The organism is Pseudonocardia sulfidoxydans NBRC 16205, from assembly GCF_007989085.1.
In the GTDB taxonomy this organism is placed as follows: Bacteria; Actinomycetota; Actinomycetes; order Mycobacteriales; family Pseudonocardiaceae; genus Pseudonocardia; species Pseudonocardia sulfidoxydans.
In genome coordinates, this window is sequence record NZ_BJVJ01000006.1 from 1 (window position 1) to 14,674 (window position 14,674).

The window sequence follows — 14,674 nt, forward strand, 5'->3', positions numbered from 1 at the left end:
CGGGGCGGGTGGGGTCGGCGCCGGCCTCGGGGGCGGACGTCTCGGCACGGCCGTCGGCCGCACGCGGGGTCGTGCCCGCGGGGACGCGGCCCGCGACGCGGGGGGTGCGGGTGCCGGTGGGGCGGCGGCGGTGGGTCGGGGGCATGTCGGTGACCTCCTGGGAGTCGGTCGACCTCGGGGCACGGGACGGCTCAGCCGGTCGCGCCGCCGACCGGGGCGATCTTGACGACCTTCCAGCCGTCGTCGGTGCGCTTCATCTGCATCTGGAGGCGCTGCCGGGTCGGTGGGGTCTTGCCGCCGTCGTCGAGGGCGACGTCCATGCCGACGATGACGCGGGCGGTGCCGGCGCGTTGGTCGAGCTCTCCGACGGCCGCGTCGGTGACCGTGCCGTGTGCGCTCGCCGGGAACTGACCGATCATCTGCGCGTACTGGTCGTGGCTGGTGCGGAACTCGTCGAGCTGGGCGTCGGCGGCGACGGACTCCCAGCGGGCGAGGGTGCCGTCGGCGTCGTTCTTGTCGACGGACGTGACGGTGGTGGCGGCCTGCCGGGCGGCGACGAGCGCGGCGTCGCGGTCCTCGGCGAGGCGGGTGGTGCCGCTGGTGGCGGCGACGATCCACAGCACCCCGGCGACGAGCACGAGGACCGCGCCGACGGCTACGGCGATCGACAGTGCGCGGCGGATCCGTTCCGGGGGCGGCGCGGGAGGCTGCTCGCTGTCGTCGGTGGGTCGTTCCGGGGCGTGCGTCGTCATCGGGCACTCCATCCGGCGGCGGGGAGCCGGCCATCGGGGGCTGCGGCCGCGCGTTCCTCGGCGGTCATGGTTCGAGGATCTGCGCGGGGGTGGTCAGGGGGATGCGCCACGGGTCGGGGTCGGAGCCCGCGGGCAGGGTCTGGGCGGCGCCGCCGCGGTGGGTGCCGGGCGGCGGCTTGGGTGTCTCGGCGCGGGGAACGTTCTGCGCGCCGCGGACGTCGCTGGGGCTGCCGGGCGGTTCGGCGCAGTAGGCGTGGGCGTTGACGGGGACCTCGGCGACGTCGTTGCCGGGGCGGCGTTGGGTGGTCTCGTAGCCCTTGGCGCAGACGATGGGGTCGAACAGGTTGACGGCGAGGCCGAGGTGGGCGGTGCCGTCGCCGGGGACGGTGGTGTATCCGCTGGCGACGACGCCGGGGTAGGTGACGAGCAGCTGCCGCAGCCCGGCCTGGCGGGGTTCGGCGACGCGGCTGACCGTCAGCAGGTTGTCGATGACGGTGCCGAGCCCGCTGCCGCTCTCCGACAGCAGCGCGCTGACCTGCTGCGCCGCACCGGGTCCGGCCTCGATGAGCCGGCGCAGGTCGGGGTCGGACGTCTCGAGCTGGGCGGCGAGCAGCGCGAGGTTGTGGCTGAAGTCGGTGAACTGGCCGGAGATGTCGTTCTGCGTGGTGAGGACGGTGCGGCCGTCGGCGAGCAGCGCGGTCGTCTGCGGGAGGGCGTCGACGGCGGCGCCGGTGAACTCGTGGGACGTGTCGAGCAGCTGCTGCAGCGGCTGTGCGGTGCCGGTGAAGGCGGTGCCGAGCTGGTCGACGACGGTGCGCAGGGAGTCGAGCGGTACGGAGCGGACGAAGTCGTCGAGGCTCGTGACGAGGTCGTCCACCGGCACCGGGACCGACGTCCGGTCGACGGGGACGACCGAGCCGGCGCCGAGCATCGCGCCGCCGGCGGTCTGCGGGGTGAGGTCGACGTGTTGCTCCCCGATCGCGGAGAGGTTGCGGACGGCGGCGCGCAGGTCGGCCGGGATCTGCGGTGCGGTCTTGCGGATGTCGAGGCGGACGTCGACGCCGTCGGGGGTGACGGTGAGGTCGCCGACGCGGCCGACGCTGACGCCGCGGTAGGTGACGTCGGCCCCGGAGAAGATGCCGCCGGAGTCGGCGAGCTTCATCGTCACGGGGTAGGTGGTGGCGCCGAAGACGTTGCCGAGTCCGGCGTAGCGGACGCCGACGTAGCCGACGCCGAGCAGTGTGACGGCGAGCAGCGCGATGAGCTGCAGCCGGACGGTGCGGGTGATCACCGGCCACCTCCGAGGATGCCGCCGAGCAGCCCGCCGCCGCCGGGGGGTGCCGTGGTGGTGCCGGGCGGCGGGCCGGGGGTGGTGGCGTCGGCGGGCGGCGGTGGGGGCGGCGACGTCTGGGGGGTGTCGGGCGTGAGTGGTGTCAGGACGTCACCGAGCAGCGGGAACGCCGGCCGGTCCGGGTCGCCGCCGAGCAGCGGCGCGAGCAGCGCGGCCGTCCCGGGGAGCTGGTTCAGCAGGGGCGCGTCGGGGCCGATGAGGGGTTCGCGCGACCGGGACAGGTTGTCGAGCAGGTCCTTGAGGTCGAGGTCGGCGCGGACGTAGAGGTTGGCGTAGTCGCCTGCGAAGGCGGGGACGGCCGCGTCGGTGAACGGGAACGTGCCCAGCATCTCCAGGGAGTTGGGCAGGTCCTGTCCGGACTCGGCGAGTTTCGCGAGCGTGGGCTGCAGGGCGCGGAGGTCGGCGACGAGGTCGTCCCGGCTGCGGTCGACGACGTCGGTGGCGACGCCGGAGAGCCGGTCGAGCGCCTTGAGCATGTCGACGAGCTGTTCGCGCTGGTCGGCGAGCTCCTGGATGCCGGGGCCGAGCTGTTGCAGGGCGTCGGTGATCTGGCCGCGGCGCTCGGCGAGGGTGGCTGCCAGCCGGTTGATGGAGTCGAGCGCGCGGGTGATCTCGGACTTGTGGGTGTCGAGGGTGCCGACGAGGGTGTCCAGGTTGGTCAGCAGCGACCGGATTTCGGGCTCGTTGCCCGACAGTGCCTTGTTGAGCTCGGTGGAGATCGTCTTGATCTGGCCGACGCCGCCGCCGTTGAGCAGCATCGACAGCGCGCCCAGGACCTCCTCGACCTCGGCGGCGCGGCCGGTGGCGGCGATCGGGATGGTGGCGCCGTCGCGCAGGGTGCCGGTGGCGCCCTGGGCGGGCGGGGCGAGCTCGACGAACTTCTCCCCGAGCAGGCTCGTGGCGCGGACGGTGGCGCGGCTGTTGCCGGGCAGGGTGACGCCGCGGTTGACCTTCACGGTGACCAGCGCGTCCCAGGTCTGCGGGTCGACGCGGATGTCGGACACGCTGCCGACGGGCACGTCGGCCACCTTGACCAGCGACTGCGGGACGAGGTCGGCGACGTCGGCGAACCGGATGGTGACCGAGTAGGGGTCGTCGCCGAGGTCGGCACCACCGGGAAGGTCGACGCCGCGCAGCCCACCGGAGAGGACTCCGCAGCCCGACAGCAGCATGGCGGTGGCGCCGAGCAGCGCGACGAACCGGCCTCTCACCGGCCACCTCCGAGCAGACCGGGGAGCAGACCCGGGGCCGTCTCGGTGGTCGTCGGGGGTGGCTGTGTGGCGGGCGCGAGTGCCAGCCCGGGTGGCGGCTCGATCGGCACGGCCATCGCCGGGAACGGCGGCACGGTCCCCTGCTGCAGCGACGTGATGACGGCGGCGGCGCCGGGCAGCGGCACCGCCCCGGAGATGACGGGTTCGAGGGCGTTGCAGGCGTCGGTCAGGTTGGCCGGGACCGGGCCGGAGCGGCGCAGCATCGTGCACAGGAACAGCACGGGTGGGAATGACAGCTCGTTGATGTTGGCGCGGGTGTCGAGGGTGCCGGACGCGCCGTTGTAGGTGTTGGCGAGGTTGCCGACGGCGGTGGGTGCGACGTCGAGGATCTCGGCCAGGGCGCGCTGCTCGTCGGCGAGGACCCCGGTGACGTCGGTCAGCTTGTCGACGTTGGACTTCAGCGCCTCGCGGTTGTCGGCGATGAAGTGCTGCACCTCGCCGAGGGCGAGCGACAGGTCACGTAATGCGGAGCCGAGGTCCTCGCGCTGGTCGGCGAGGATTCTGGTGACGGAGTCGAGGCGGCCCGCGAACTCGCGGACGGTGCCGTCGCTGTTCTTCAGGGTCTCGGTGAACTTCTGCAGCTCGGTGATGGTGCCGAACAGGTCGTCGCTGGAGCCGGCGAGCGTCGTCGACAGGTCGCCCAGGTTGTGGATGGTGTCGTTGAGGGCCTGGCCGTTGCCGGCGAGGTTGGCGGCGCCGACGTCGAGTGCGTCGGATACCGCGCCGTAGCTGTTGGCGCCGTCGGGGCCGAGGGCGCGGGCGAGCTCGGTTGCGGTGCGGCTGAGGTCGTCGACGCCGAGCGGGACCGCGGTGCGCTCCAGCGGGATGACGGCGCCGTCGGGCATCGCGGGGCCCGACGTCCACACGGGGGTGAGCTGGACGTAGCGGCCGGTGACCAGGCTCGGCGAGATGACGACGGCCTTCACGTCCGCGGGCAGCTTCACGTCGTCGTCGGTGATCGTCATGTCGACGCGCACCTGCGTGTCCTCGGGCGTGACCTTGTCGATGGTGCCGACGGCCACGCCCAGGACGCGGACGGAGTTGTCGTCGAACAGGGCGGAGGCGTTGGTGAAGTACGCGGTGATCTTGCGGCCGGGTTCGCCCGAGATCAGCCAGATGCCGGCGGCGAGCAGCACGGCGACGACGGACACGAGCGCGACGAGCTGCATCCGCGACTTGTCCCGGGCCCAGTCCGGCATGGTCAGCATCCCCCTGGGTTGAGCGGGCCGATGCTCGGTGTCGGGAGCAGCGCGCAGATGTAGTTGTCGAACCAGCGGCCGCTGCCGACGGCGTTGGCGAACAGCCGCACGAACACGGCCTCCTTCTCCAGCACCTGGGCGAGGTTGTCCTGGTTGCGCGCCAAGACGTCGACGACGCGGTCGAGGGCTTCGAGGGTGGGCCGCAGCTGCTCGGTGTTGTCGGCGACGAGCCCGCGCAGCTGCTCGGCCAGCGCCCGGGTGCCCGACAACAGCCGGGAGATGGCGTCGCGACGCTGCTGCAGCTCGCCGAGCAGCAGGTTGCCGTCGGACAGCAGGGCCTCGATGTCGCCGCGGCGGTCGGCGAGCGTCGTCGACAGGGTGCGGGTGCCGGCGAGCAGGCTGCGGAGCTGGTCGTCGCGGCTCGCGATGGTCGTCGACAGCCGGGTGAGGCCGTCGAGGGCGCCGCGGACCTCGGGCGGGGTGTCGCGGAACGTGTCGGCCAGCGTGGTGAGGCTCTTCGCGAGCCGGCCGGTGTCGAGCTGGTCGAGGGTGCCGGACAGCCCGTTGAAGGCCTCGACGACGTCGAACGGTGACGCGGTGCGCGAGCGCGGGATGACCGTGTCGGGGTCGAGGTCGTTGCCGCCCTGCGGGTCGAGCGCGAGGTACTTGGCGCCGAGCAGGGTGCGGATGCCGATGGAGGCGGTGGTGCGGTCGCCGACCCAGGCGTCGTCGACCTGGAACGTCACCAGGACGTGGTCGCCGTCGAGCTCGACGGTGCGCACCCGCCCGGTCTCGACGCCGGCGACGGTGACCTTGTCGCCCGGCTGCAGGCCCGCGGCCTCGGTGAACTCGGCGGAGTAGGTGGTGCCGCCGAACAGCGACGGGCCGTTGAACGCGACGAGCCCGGCGACGAGCAGCACGACGATGCCGATCGTGGCGAGCGCGACGGGCCGCTGCACGAGCCTCACCGGCCACCACCCCCGAGGACGGGGAGGTCCGGCACCTGCGTCGGGATCGGCAGGTTCGACGGCGCCGGCAGCAGCGGCGGGCTCTCGCCGCCGGAGCCGGACGGGTCGGGCCCGCAGCGCGGCGCGTCGGATGCGAACACGGGCAGCTCCTGCGCGGGCACGAGGCCGCCGATGCCGACCGACCCGGACAGCCCGCACAGGTAGAACTGGAACCAGCTGCCGTAACTGGCGGCCCGGCCGAGCTTGTTGAGCTTGTACGGGGCGAACTGCAGGAAGTGCTCGATCGTCGGCTCGGCCTGGTTCAGCCGGCCGGACAGGTCGCCGAGCGACGCGATGTCCTGCTTCAACGCGGGCCGGCCCTCCTCGAGCAGCCCGGCCGTGGTGGTGGTCAGGTCGCCGAGGGAGGCGATGGCGGCGCCGATGGGCTCGCGGTCCCCTGCCAGCCCCGACACCAGCTCACGCAGCGACACGATGAGGTCGTCGAGCTGCTGGTCGTTGTCCGACACCGTCTGCAGCACCGCGTTCAGGTTGTCGATGACCTGCCCGATCACCTGGTCGCGGTCGGCGATGGTGCTGGTCAGCGACGCCGTGCTGGACAGCAGACTGTCGACGGTGCCGCCCTGGCCCTGCAGGACCTCGACGATCTCCATCGAGAGCGTGTTGACCTGCTCCGGGTCGAGCGCCGCGAACAGGGGCTGGAACCCGTTGAACAACGTGGTCAGGTCGAGCGGCGGCGTCGTGCGCTGCACGGGGATCTCCCCGCCGGGTGGCAGCGGCACGGGGTTGTGCCCGTCGCCGCGGTCCAGCGACAGGAACCGCTGCCCGATGAGGTTCTTGTAGAGGACGGCCGCGGTGACCGAGCCGGGCAGCCGCTGGGCCGAGTCGACGCTGAACCCGACGTGGGCGAACCGGCGGTCGACGATCTCCACCGAGTCGACCGTGCCGACGACGACACCCGCGATCCGCACGTCGTCGCCCGCGAGCAGGCCCGACGCGTCGGTGAACCGGGCGCTGTAGGCGGTGCGCTCCCCGCCCTGGGAGTTGGCGATCGTCGACGCCAGAACCGTCGTCGCCAGGGCGGTGACCAGGGCGAACACCAGGAACTTGACCAGTGGTGCGACGGGGATCCGACTCACGTCAGCGTCACCTCGCTGCCCCGGTAGAGCGGGCCGACGAGCATGCTGCTCCACGCCGGGACCTGCGCGGGCGAGATGCCCTGCTGCACGGCGACGACCTCGGAGACCATCTGCCGGTCGGCGGGCGAGTTCGCGAGGCCCATGTCCGTCCGCCAGGACGCAGGCTCGTTGGTGCGTAGGCCTTTCCAGGACTGGCTGCCGTCGTAGGAGCCGTAGGTGTTCACGCCGAACGCCTCCGGGGTGCCGACGGGGTTGCCGACCGGCGGCGCCGACGGCCGCGACCCGTCGCGGAACGGGCCGTCGGGCGGCGACTGTGCGCCCGGGTAGGTGATCGGGTAGCAGCGCGGGCCCCGGTCGTCGAGGTAGCGGGGCTCCTCGCCAGGGGTGTACTTGCCCTTGTTGTTGGTGATCTCCAGCGTGATGTGGATGCCCGGGCGGTCGGTGCCCTTGCCGAACGCGTTGTCGGCGAACGGGACCAGCCCCGCCATCTGCTGGAAGAAGCAGGGGAACTCAGGGGCGTAGCGGGCCAGCGACTCCAGCGTCGGGCGGCTCGACGCCGACAGCGCGACGATGTCGTCGCCGTTGGCGCGCAGGAAGCCGGTCAGGTCGTCGGAGGCCCCGGTGACCGACGACGCGAACGCCCGCAGGTTCGCGCTCTCGTCGACGAGCGTCCGGCTCGTCGTGGTCAGGTCCTCGAGGGCATCGAGCAGGTCGGGCGCAGCGCCGTTCAGGTTGTCGGCGTAGTCGGCAAGCTGGGTGATGTCGGCCGTCAGGTCGGGCAGGCTCGGGTTCAGGCCCTTCACCAGCGTGTTCAGCTGGACCAGGGTCTGGCCCAGCTCCTCGCCGCGACCCGACAGCGACTGCGACAGCGCGCCCAGCGTCGTCGCCAGCTTCTGCGGTTCGACGTCGCGCAACAGCGGGAGCAGCCCGTCGAGGACGCGTTCGAGCTCCCGCGCCGTCCGGCTGCGGTCCTCGGGGATGACGTCGCCCGCCTGCAACGACCGGCCCGTCGACGCCGCGGGCGGCACCAGCGACACGTACTTCTCACCGAACAACGTCTTGGGCAGCAGCCGCGCCGACACCCCCGCCGGGACCGCGCCGATCGTGTCGGGGTCGAGGCTCATGCTGACGGTGACGACGCCGCCGCTGGTGGAGACGTCGTCGACCTGGCCGACGACCATCCCGCGGACCTTCACGTCGGCCCGCGCCGCGAGCTGGGTGCCCGCCTTGTCGACCTGCAGCGTCACCGGAACGCCCGACCGGAACGCCCCCGCGTACTTCGCGACGGCCAGCCCGACCAGCAGGGCCATCACCGCGACGAACGCGACGCCCTGCAGGACCTTCCGCGTCGACCTCATCCGGCCACCTGCACCGACGTCGACGTCCCGTAGATCACCAGCGTCAGGAAGAAGTCGAGGATCGCCGTCGACACGATCGACAGCCGCACGGCCCGGCCCACCGCGACACCGACGCCGGCCGGCCCGCCCTTGGCGCGGTAGCCGTAGTGGCAGTGGATCAGGATGATCACCGCGGCGAACACGATGACCTTCAGATAGGAGAACAGCACGTCGCTGACCGGCAGGAACAGGTCGAAGTAGTGGTCGTAGGTGCCGCCGGGCAGCCCGTTGACCACCGTGACGTTGAGCCGGGACGCGACGAAGCTGGCCAGCAGGCCGATCGTGTACATCGGGACGACGGCGACGATCCCGGCGATCACGCGCGTCGTCACCAGGAACGGCACGCTCGGCACCGCCATGACCTCGAGCGCGTCGACCTCCTCGGAGATCCGCATGGCGCCGAGCTGGGCGGTGAACCCCGCGCCCAGTGTCGCGGTCAGCGCCGCGGCGGCGACCAGCGGCGCGATGTCGCGGGTAGTGAAGTACGCCGTGATGAAGCCGGTCAGGGCCTCGACACCGAGCGAGTCGAGCGCGCGGAAGCCCTGCAGGCCGACGAGCGAGCCGACGAACAGCGACAGCGCCGCCATCACGCCCGCCGTGCCCAGGATGACGATCAGCGCGCCCGACCCGAAGCTCACCTCGGCCAGCAGCCGGGCGATCTCCGTGCGGTAGCGGCGCAGCGTGTGCGGGATCCACGCGATGGCCCGCGCGTACAGCGACAGCTGGTCGCCCAGCTCCTCGAGCTGGTCGAGCGGACCGCGCATCGCGCGCCGGGCCCGGGTGCCGAACGAGGTGGCCATCAGACGCCCTTCGGCGGGACGATCTGCAGGTACAGGGCCGTGAGCACGAGGTTGATCAGGAACACCAGCACGAAGGAGATGACGACGGCCTGGTTCACCGCGTCGCCCACGCCCTTCGCGCCCGGCGGCGGGTTCAGCCCGCGGTAGGCGGCGACGACACCGGCCGTGAACCCGAACAGGGCCGCCTTGATCTCCGACACCACGATGTCGGAGACCTGCGCGATCGCGGAGAAGCTCGCGATGTAGGCGCCCGGCGTCCCGCCCTGCACCACGACGTTGAAGAAGTAGCCGCCACCGACGCCGACGACCGTCGCCAACCCGTTGAGCACCACCGCGGTCACCGTCATCGCGAGGACCCGCGGCACGACGAGCCGCTGGATCGGTGAGATGCCCAGCACCTCCATCGCGGCGATCTCCTCGCGGATGGTGCGGGCCCCGAGGTCCGCGCACACGGCGCTGCCGCCGGCGCCGGAGATCAGCAGCGCGGTGACGATCGGCGCGGCCTGCTGCACGATCGCCAGCACGCTGCCCGCGCCCGTCTGGCTCTGTGCCCCGAACTGGCGGGTCAGCTCGGCCAGCAGCAGCGCGATCGTCGCCCCGAACGGGATGGTGAACAGCGCCGTCGGCAGCGCCGAGACCTTGGTGACGAACCAGGTCTGCTCGATGAGCTCGCCCAGCTGGAACGGCCGCCGGAACGTCATCCGCAGCACCGACGCGCCGAGCGCGAACAGGTTGCCGACCGGGGTCAGCGCCCGGGAGACGGGCGTCGGGGAGGTCATGAGCGGTGGTGCCACCCCTCGTCCACCACAGGCATCTGCACGGTGGGCTGGTCGACGGCCGGCATCCACTGCGTCGGCGCCTCGTCGGTGTACGACGCCCGGATCGCCTCCTGGGCGGCGTAGGGCAGCGTGTGCAGCATCGACTCGACCCGCTCCCGGCGCCTCCCGACGGCGCGCCGCTGCGGCAGCCCCGCCGACGGTTCCAGCTGCGGTTTCAGCGGCGGCAGCCCGTCGAGCTCGCCCGCCTCGGCCAGCTCACGCTCGGCCTGCGCGGAGTCCTTCTCCTCGCTCATCCCGATCGGACCCTGCCTGCGCCCGTTCAGGAACTGCGCGACGACCGGCTCCTCGCTGGTGAGCAGGACCTCCCGCGGCCCGAACATCGCGAGGTGCTTGCGGTAGAGCATCCCGATGTTGTCCGGGACGGTCTGCGCGGTGTTGATGTCGTGCGTGACGATCAGGAACGTCGCGTCGGTCTGCGCGTTCAGGTCGATGATCAGCTGGTTCAGGTAGGCCGTGCGGACCGGGTCGAGACCCGAGTCGGGCTCGTCGAACAGGATGATCTCCGGGTCGAGCACCAGCGCCCGGGCCAGTCCGGCCCGTTTGCGCATCCCCCCGGAGATCTCCCCGGGCAGCTTCTTCTCGTCGCCGGTAAGGCCGACCATCTCCATCTTCTCGGCGACGATGTCGGCGATCGTCGACTCGGCGAACCTCGTGTGCTCCCGCAGCGGGAACGCGATGTTGTCGTAGAGGTTCATCGACCCGAACAACGCGCCGTCCTGGAACAGCACCCCGAACAGCTTGCGCAGCTCGTAGAGCCGCGACTCCGAGCACCGCACGAGGTCGGTGTCGTGGATGACGATCGAGCCCTTCTCCGGCTTGAGCAGCCCGATCAGGGTCTTCAGGAACACCGACTTGCCCGTGCCCGACGGGCCGAGCAGCACGCTCACCTCGCCGGGCGGGAGCGTCAGCGTCACGTCGGACCAGATGTTCGCGCGGCCGAAGGACTTCGAGAGGCCGTCGACCTTCACCTCGACACCCGGCACGTGATGCGCCTCCACTCGACCGATCCCGTTCGACTGTGAACGCGGGGAGCCGCCGCGGGTGCTTGGGGAGCGCGCAGTCGGCTACCGACAACCGGTCAACGAGGCTGGTCGTGGTGGGTTACTGGCGAGTTGTGGTCCCGTCGCCAAGTTGGTCCGAACGGAGGGCGTGTTGCGGCCGGGTGCCGGAGCGGTCGCCGCCCTGCGTCACCGGACACCCCATCGGGAACGTCCCGAGTCCCTCGACGGTGAACCCGGCCGGGTAGCTGCGCACCCCCGGGAGATCCCGGAACATGCTGGGCTCCGTCCGCGCCGGCATGAACCGGACGAACCGCCCTCTCAGGCGTAAAGCGGTGCGCGACAAGGCTTCCACGACCTTCGGCGGCGACGGATACGCCAGCGCCCGTCGCAGCGGCGCGTCCATCAACGACCGGGCGAACGCGTCGACCGCCGGGCGCGGCGCCAGGTGGTTCGGCGGGAACGTCGCCAGCAGCGCCAGCGTCGCGTCGGCCACCGAACGCGACCCCGGGTCGTAGGCGAAGTGCGCGGCCTCGTACTCGTCGAGCAGCGTCTCGAAGTCCCGCCACGTCGCCGGGATGTCCGGGATGCCCATGTGCCGGCCGAGCTCGCGGTAGTAGTTGGCCGACGCCGCCCTCTCCGCCTCCGTCAGCCGCCGCCAGCCGTAGGAGTCGAGCCAGCGGATCGGCGTCACCACGAACGTCGACAGGACGTAGCGCATGTCGTCGTCGGAGATGTCGTAGGAGCGGTGCATCCGGTTGATCCGGCGGACGGCCGCTCTTCCTTCGCCGTGGAAGCCGTGCTCCAGCACCGCCTCCAGCAACAGGCCCGTGTCGTCGTAGCGCTTCTGCACGCGGCGGGTGAACTCCCCCGTCGTGTGCAGGAGCTTCCCGATCGACGGCACCGCGTACGTCCGGAACAGGGCGAAGTTCAACGCCTGGTTGACGTCCCACGGGAACTCGTACAGCGACAGCTGCCGGTAGATCTCGTGGAAGTCCGTCTCCGGATCCAGGAGCGCCAGCGCGTCCCTGCGCTCATATCGCTGCCGCAGCCAGCTCACGGGAGTCCTCCACATGGAACCGCTCCTCCAGCGCCTCCGGCGAGGCGTCGACGTCGATCACCGCGAGATCGGCGCCGCGCGCCGACTCGATCGCACCCAGCCTGCGGCCCAGCTTGTCCATCGCATACTCGGCCAGCTCGTTCATGTCGACGCCGAACGGCACCTGCCCACCGTCGGCCTCGACCTTGTCGAACGTCCCCGTGACGACGCCCATCGACGGCACGATCAGCTCCTGCATCCGCTCGTCGACCACGTCGTACATCGCGTCGTCCGCGGCGACGTGACGGCGGCAGGTGAACGTCCCCCACGCCATGTGGCGACGCTCGTCGTCACCGATGTGCTTGATGACCTGCTGCATCCCCGGCAGAATCCCGCGGCTCGTGCAGATCTTCGCCCACGTGAAGTACCCGGTGAGCGCGAGCGTGCCCTCGACGATGTGGTTGTAGGTCACCGACGCCCGGACCTGGTTGCGCGGCGACGGGTCGTCGGCCAGCGCGTACAGGCTCGCGGGCAGCTCCTCGGTGAAGATCTGCATGTAGTGCTCGTTGAACTCGATGTAGGAGTGCAGGTCGTCGGTCATCCCGACGGCGTCGAACCAGCGCCGGAACGCGTCCGTGTGCTTGGCCTCCTCGAACACGAACTGCGTCAGGTACATCTCGTCGGCGAGGCGCCCCTCCGCCGCCATCGCGGCGACGAACGGCTGCAGGTCCTGGGTCACCGACTCCTCCCCCGCCATGAACTGCGCGGCCAGGGCGAAGGTCCACCAGCGCTCGTCGTCGGTCATCGCGGCGATGTCGCGGGCGTCCTGGGAGAAGTCGATGTCGGCCGGGTTCCAGTGCCGGGCGTTGCCCTTGGCGAACAGGCGCATCGGGAAGGAGTCCCGGTTCAGCCCGCCCTTCCCCAAACTCGCGAAGCCGTTGCGCTTGCCGTGCTCGATGCTGCGCATTCCCACTCCTCAGTACCTGATGAGCCCGCGGATGTTGCGGCCCGCGCGCATGTCGTCGTAGCCGCGGTTGACCTCCTCCAGCGCGTACTCGGCCGTGATCAGCTCGTCGAGCTTCAGCTGCCCGAGGTTGTAGAGCTCCAGCAGGCGCGGGATGTCGTGCTGGCTGTTCGCGCTGCCGAACATCGCGCCCTTGACCTGCTTCTCGTAGACGGTGAGGTCGAGCAGCGACATCGTCGCCGTCTCCTGCTCGTGCGGCGCGAGCGCCGTGACGACGACCCGACCCCGTTTGCCGACGAGCTCCAGCGCCGGCTGCACCATCTCGCCCTCGGCGACGCCCGTCGTGATGATCGCGGCGTCGGCGAGGCGGCCGCGGGTGATCTCCGAGACGATCTCCCACGCGGCGTCGAGGTCGGGGGCGGTGTGGGTCGCGCCGAACGCCGTCGCCTTCTCCCGCTTGAACTCCACCGGATCCACGGCGACGACGTAGCGACAGCCCGCGATCCGTGCGCCCTGCACCGCGTTCGCCCCGACCCCGCCGACGCCGATCACCACCGCCGTGTCGCCCACCCGCAGGTCGGCGGTCCTCGTCGCGGAGCCGTAGCCCGTCGTCACGCCGCAGCTGACCAGCGCCGCGAGGTGCAGCGGGAAGCCCTCGTCGATCGGCACCACCGACTTGACCGGGACCACCGTGTGCTTCGAGAACGTCCCCAGCAGGCACATCTGTCCGATGTCCTCGCCCTGCGCCCGGTCACTGTGGAAGCGGTACGTCCCGTCGAGCTGCGGGCCCAGCGTGGCGCCGGCGCCGTCGTCACACAGGTTGGTGATGCCGCGGACGCACCAGGTACACCGCCCGCACGACGGTAGGAACGCCAGCACGACGGGATCGCCCACCGCCACCTCGGTGACGCCCTCGCCCAGCGCGGCGATCCGGCCCGCGCCCTCGTGGCCACCGACGACCGGCAGGCCCACCGGGAGCTGGCCCGTCACCAGGTGCTCGTCGGAATGACAGAGGCCGCTCGCCGTCAGCTCGACGAGAACCTCGCCCGGGCCCGGCGGGTCGAGGTCGACCTCGCCGACCTCCCACTTCCCCCCGACCTCCCACAGCACCGCTGCCGTCGTCCGCATGGCGGGAAGCATGACCCCCGTCACGGCGCTTGCACACCGGTTCGCCCGCGCCTGCGCTGTCCCGCGGGTGCCATCACCCGTCCGGGAAGCCGCTGCGCGGCCTGTGAGCGGCGATAGTCGCTATAGCGACTATCGCCGCTCACGAGAGGTCCGGGGTCAGGGCACGTCCCGGTGCTCGTCGAGCAGGCCCGCGCGGCCCGCGAGCGCCGCGGCCTCGATGCGGTTCGCCGCGCCCAGCTTGTGCAGCAGCGACGCGATCATCCGCTTCGCCGTCCGCTCGCTCACCAGCAACGGCCGGGCGATCTCGCTCGTCTCCAGCCCGCGGGCCAACATCGCCCACAGCTCCACATCGCGCTCCCCGAGCCGGTCGAGCAACCCGTCGGCGGTGCGATCGGCGGCCACGAGCAGCGCGTCGAGCAACTCCGCCCGGACCACCCGCACCCCCGCCACCAGCGCCAGCAGCGGCGCCACCAGCACCTGCGGATCGGCGGACTTGCCGAGATACCCGTCCGCACCCGCCCGCAGCGCCGCGGCCGCCAGCTCCAGATCCTCGGTGCCCGACAACGCCAGCACCCTCGTCCCCGGATACGCCGCCTTGACCCGGCGGATCGTCTCCACCCCACCCAGCGGCGGCAGCGCCAGATCGACGATCGCGATGTCAGCCGCATGCTTCCCGACCAGCGCGACCGCGTCCTCACCCGACGTCACCGACCCGCCGACGACGAACCCGTCGCCCGCGCGCGCCTCCAGCAGCAACGCCAGACCCTCGGCGAAGAGGGCGTGGTCGTCGACGATGACCACCACGTGCCGACCGTCACGCACCCGATGACCC

Annotated in this window: 14 protein-coding genes; all 14 read right to left on the minus strand. The window is 71.7% G+C overall.

The window, feature by feature from the left end; genetic code table 11:
* Positions 1–191: 191 nt before the first annotated feature.
* A complete protein-coding gene (locus PSU4_RS04820; RefSeq protein WP_147102807.1) occupies positions 192–752 on the minus strand; it encodes an Rv1363c family protein in 561 nt (186 codons plus the stop codon).
* A gap of 64 nt (positions 753–816) precedes the next feature.
* Entirely contained in the window at positions 817–2,043 is a 1,227-nt protein-coding gene (locus PSU4_RS04825) for an MCE family protein (protein ID WP_147102809.1), read from the minus strand.
* A complete protein-coding gene (locus PSU4_RS04830) occupies positions 2,040–3,275 on the minus strand; it encodes an MCE family protein (RefSeq protein ID WP_147103078.1) in 1,236 nt (411 codons plus the stop codon). Before PSU4_RS04830 ends, PSU4_RS04825 begins: the two co-directional genes overlap by 4 nt.
* A gap of 35 nt (positions 3,276–3,310) precedes the next feature.
* Positions 3,311–4,582 carry an MCE family protein gene (locus PSU4_RS04835; RefSeq protein WP_307724772.1) on the minus strand — a complete coding sequence of 424 codons (1,272 nt, stop codon included), beginning with the start codon at positions 4,580–4,582 and terminating at the stop codon, positions 3,311–3,313.
* Positions 4,576–5,541, minus strand: a complete 966-nt coding sequence (locus PSU4_RS04840) for an MCE family protein (RefSeq protein WP_147102811.1) — start codon at positions 5,539–5,541, stop codon at positions 4,576–4,578. Before PSU4_RS04840 ends, PSU4_RS04835 begins: the two co-directional genes overlap by 7 nt.
* Entirely contained in the window at positions 5,538–6,677 is a 1,140-nt protein-coding gene (locus PSU4_RS04845; protein ID WP_147102813.1) for an MCE family protein, read from the minus strand. The genes PSU4_RS04840 and PSU4_RS04845 overlap by 4 nt, the downstream gene beginning before the upstream one ends.
* Positions 6,674–8,035 carry an MCE family protein gene (locus PSU4_RS04850; protein ID WP_147102815.1) on the minus strand — a complete coding sequence of 454 codons (1,362 nt, stop codon included), beginning with the start codon at positions 8,033–8,035 and terminating at the stop codon, positions 6,674–6,676. The genes PSU4_RS04845 and PSU4_RS04850 overlap by 4 nt, the downstream gene beginning before the upstream one ends.
* Positions 8,032–8,874, minus strand: a complete 843-nt coding sequence (locus PSU4_RS04855; RefSeq protein ID WP_147102817.1) for an MlaE family ABC transporter permease — start codon at positions 8,872–8,874, stop codon at positions 8,032–8,034. The genes PSU4_RS04850 and PSU4_RS04855 overlap by 4 nt, the downstream gene beginning before the upstream one ends.
* The gene (locus PSU4_RS04860; protein WP_147102819.1) at positions 8,874–9,653 is read right to left on the minus strand and encodes an MlaE family ABC transporter permease; all 780 of its coding nucleotides are present in this window, start codon (positions 9,651–9,653) and stop codon (positions 8,874–8,876) included. The genes PSU4_RS04855 and PSU4_RS04860 overlap by 1 nt, the downstream gene beginning before the upstream one ends.
* Positions 9,650–10,696, minus strand: coding sequence for an ABC transporter ATP-binding protein (locus PSU4_RS04865; protein ID WP_147103082.1), 1,047 nt, complete (start codon positions 10,694–10,696; stop codon positions 9,650–9,652). The genes PSU4_RS04860 and PSU4_RS04865 overlap by 4 nt, the downstream gene beginning before the upstream one ends.
* 118 nt (positions 10,697–10,814) lie before the next feature.
* Positions 10,815–11,786 (minus strand): oxygenase MpaB family protein, encoded by a 972-nt coding sequence (locus PSU4_RS04870; RefSeq protein ID WP_147102820.1) that lies wholly within the window; start codon positions 11,784–11,786, stop codon positions 10,815–10,817.
* On the minus strand, positions 11,746–12,717 hold the full coding sequence (locus PSU4_RS04875) for a R2-like ligand-binding oxidase (protein ID WP_186816747.1): 972 nt from the start codon (positions 12,715–12,717) through the stop codon (positions 11,746–11,748). The genes PSU4_RS04870 and PSU4_RS04875 overlap by 41 nt, the downstream gene beginning before the upstream one ends.
* A gap of 9 nt (positions 12,718–12,726) precedes the next feature.
* Positions 12,727–13,842 (minus strand): NDMA-dependent alcohol dehydrogenase, encoded by a 1,116-nt coding sequence (locus PSU4_RS04880; RefSeq protein WP_147102824.1) that lies wholly within the window; start codon positions 13,840–13,842, stop codon positions 12,727–12,729.
* Between the two features lie 156 nt (positions 13,843–13,998).
* Positions 13,999–14,664: a response regulator gene (locus PSU4_RS04885; RefSeq protein ID WP_147102826.1), complete on the minus strand. Its 666-nt coding sequence runs from the start codon at positions 14,662–14,664 to the stop codon at positions 13,999–14,001.
* Positions 14,665–14,674 lie beyond the last annotated feature (10 nt).

Excerpts from the sequence above, each read along its gene's own strand:
- PSU4_RS04830 (WP_147103078.1), bottom strand. The coding sequence starts at position 3,275 with ATGCTGCTGTCGGGCTGCGGAGTCCTCTCCGGTGGGCTGCGCGGCGTC.
- PSU4_RS04835 (WP_307724772.1), bottom strand. The coding sequence starts at position 4,582 with ATGCTGACCATGCCGGACTGGGCCCGGGACAAGTCGCGGATGCAGCTC.
- PSU4_RS04855 (WP_147102817.1), bottom strand. The coding sequence starts at position 8,874 with ATGGCCACCTCGTTCGGCACCCGGGCCCGGCGCGCGATGCGCGGTCCG.
- PSU4_RS04880 (WP_147102824.1), bottom strand. The coding sequence starts at position 13,842 with ATGCGGACGACGGCAGCGGTGCTGTGGGAGGTCGGGGGGAAGTGGGAG.
- PSU4_RS04870 (WP_147102820.1), bottom strand. The coding sequence starts at position 11,786 with ATGTGGAGGACTCCCGTGAGCTGGCTGCGGCAGCGATATGAGCGCAGG.
- PSU4_RS04875 (WP_186816747.1), bottom strand. The coding sequence starts at position 12,717 with ATGCGCAGCATCGAGCACGGCAAGCGCAACGGCTTCGCGAGTTTGGGG.
- PSU4_RS04860 (WP_147102819.1), bottom strand. The coding sequence starts at position 9,653 with ATGACCTCCCCGACGCCCGTCTCCCGGGCGCTGACCCCGGTCGGCAAC.
- PSU4_RS04850 (WP_147102815.1), bottom strand. The coding sequence starts at position 8,035 with ATGAGGTCGACGCGGAAGGTCCTGCAGGGCGTCGCGTTCGTCGCGGTG.
- PSU4_RS04820 (WP_147102807.1), bottom strand. The coding sequence starts at position 752 with ATGACGACGCACGCCCCGGAACGACCCACCGACGACAGCGAGCAGCCT.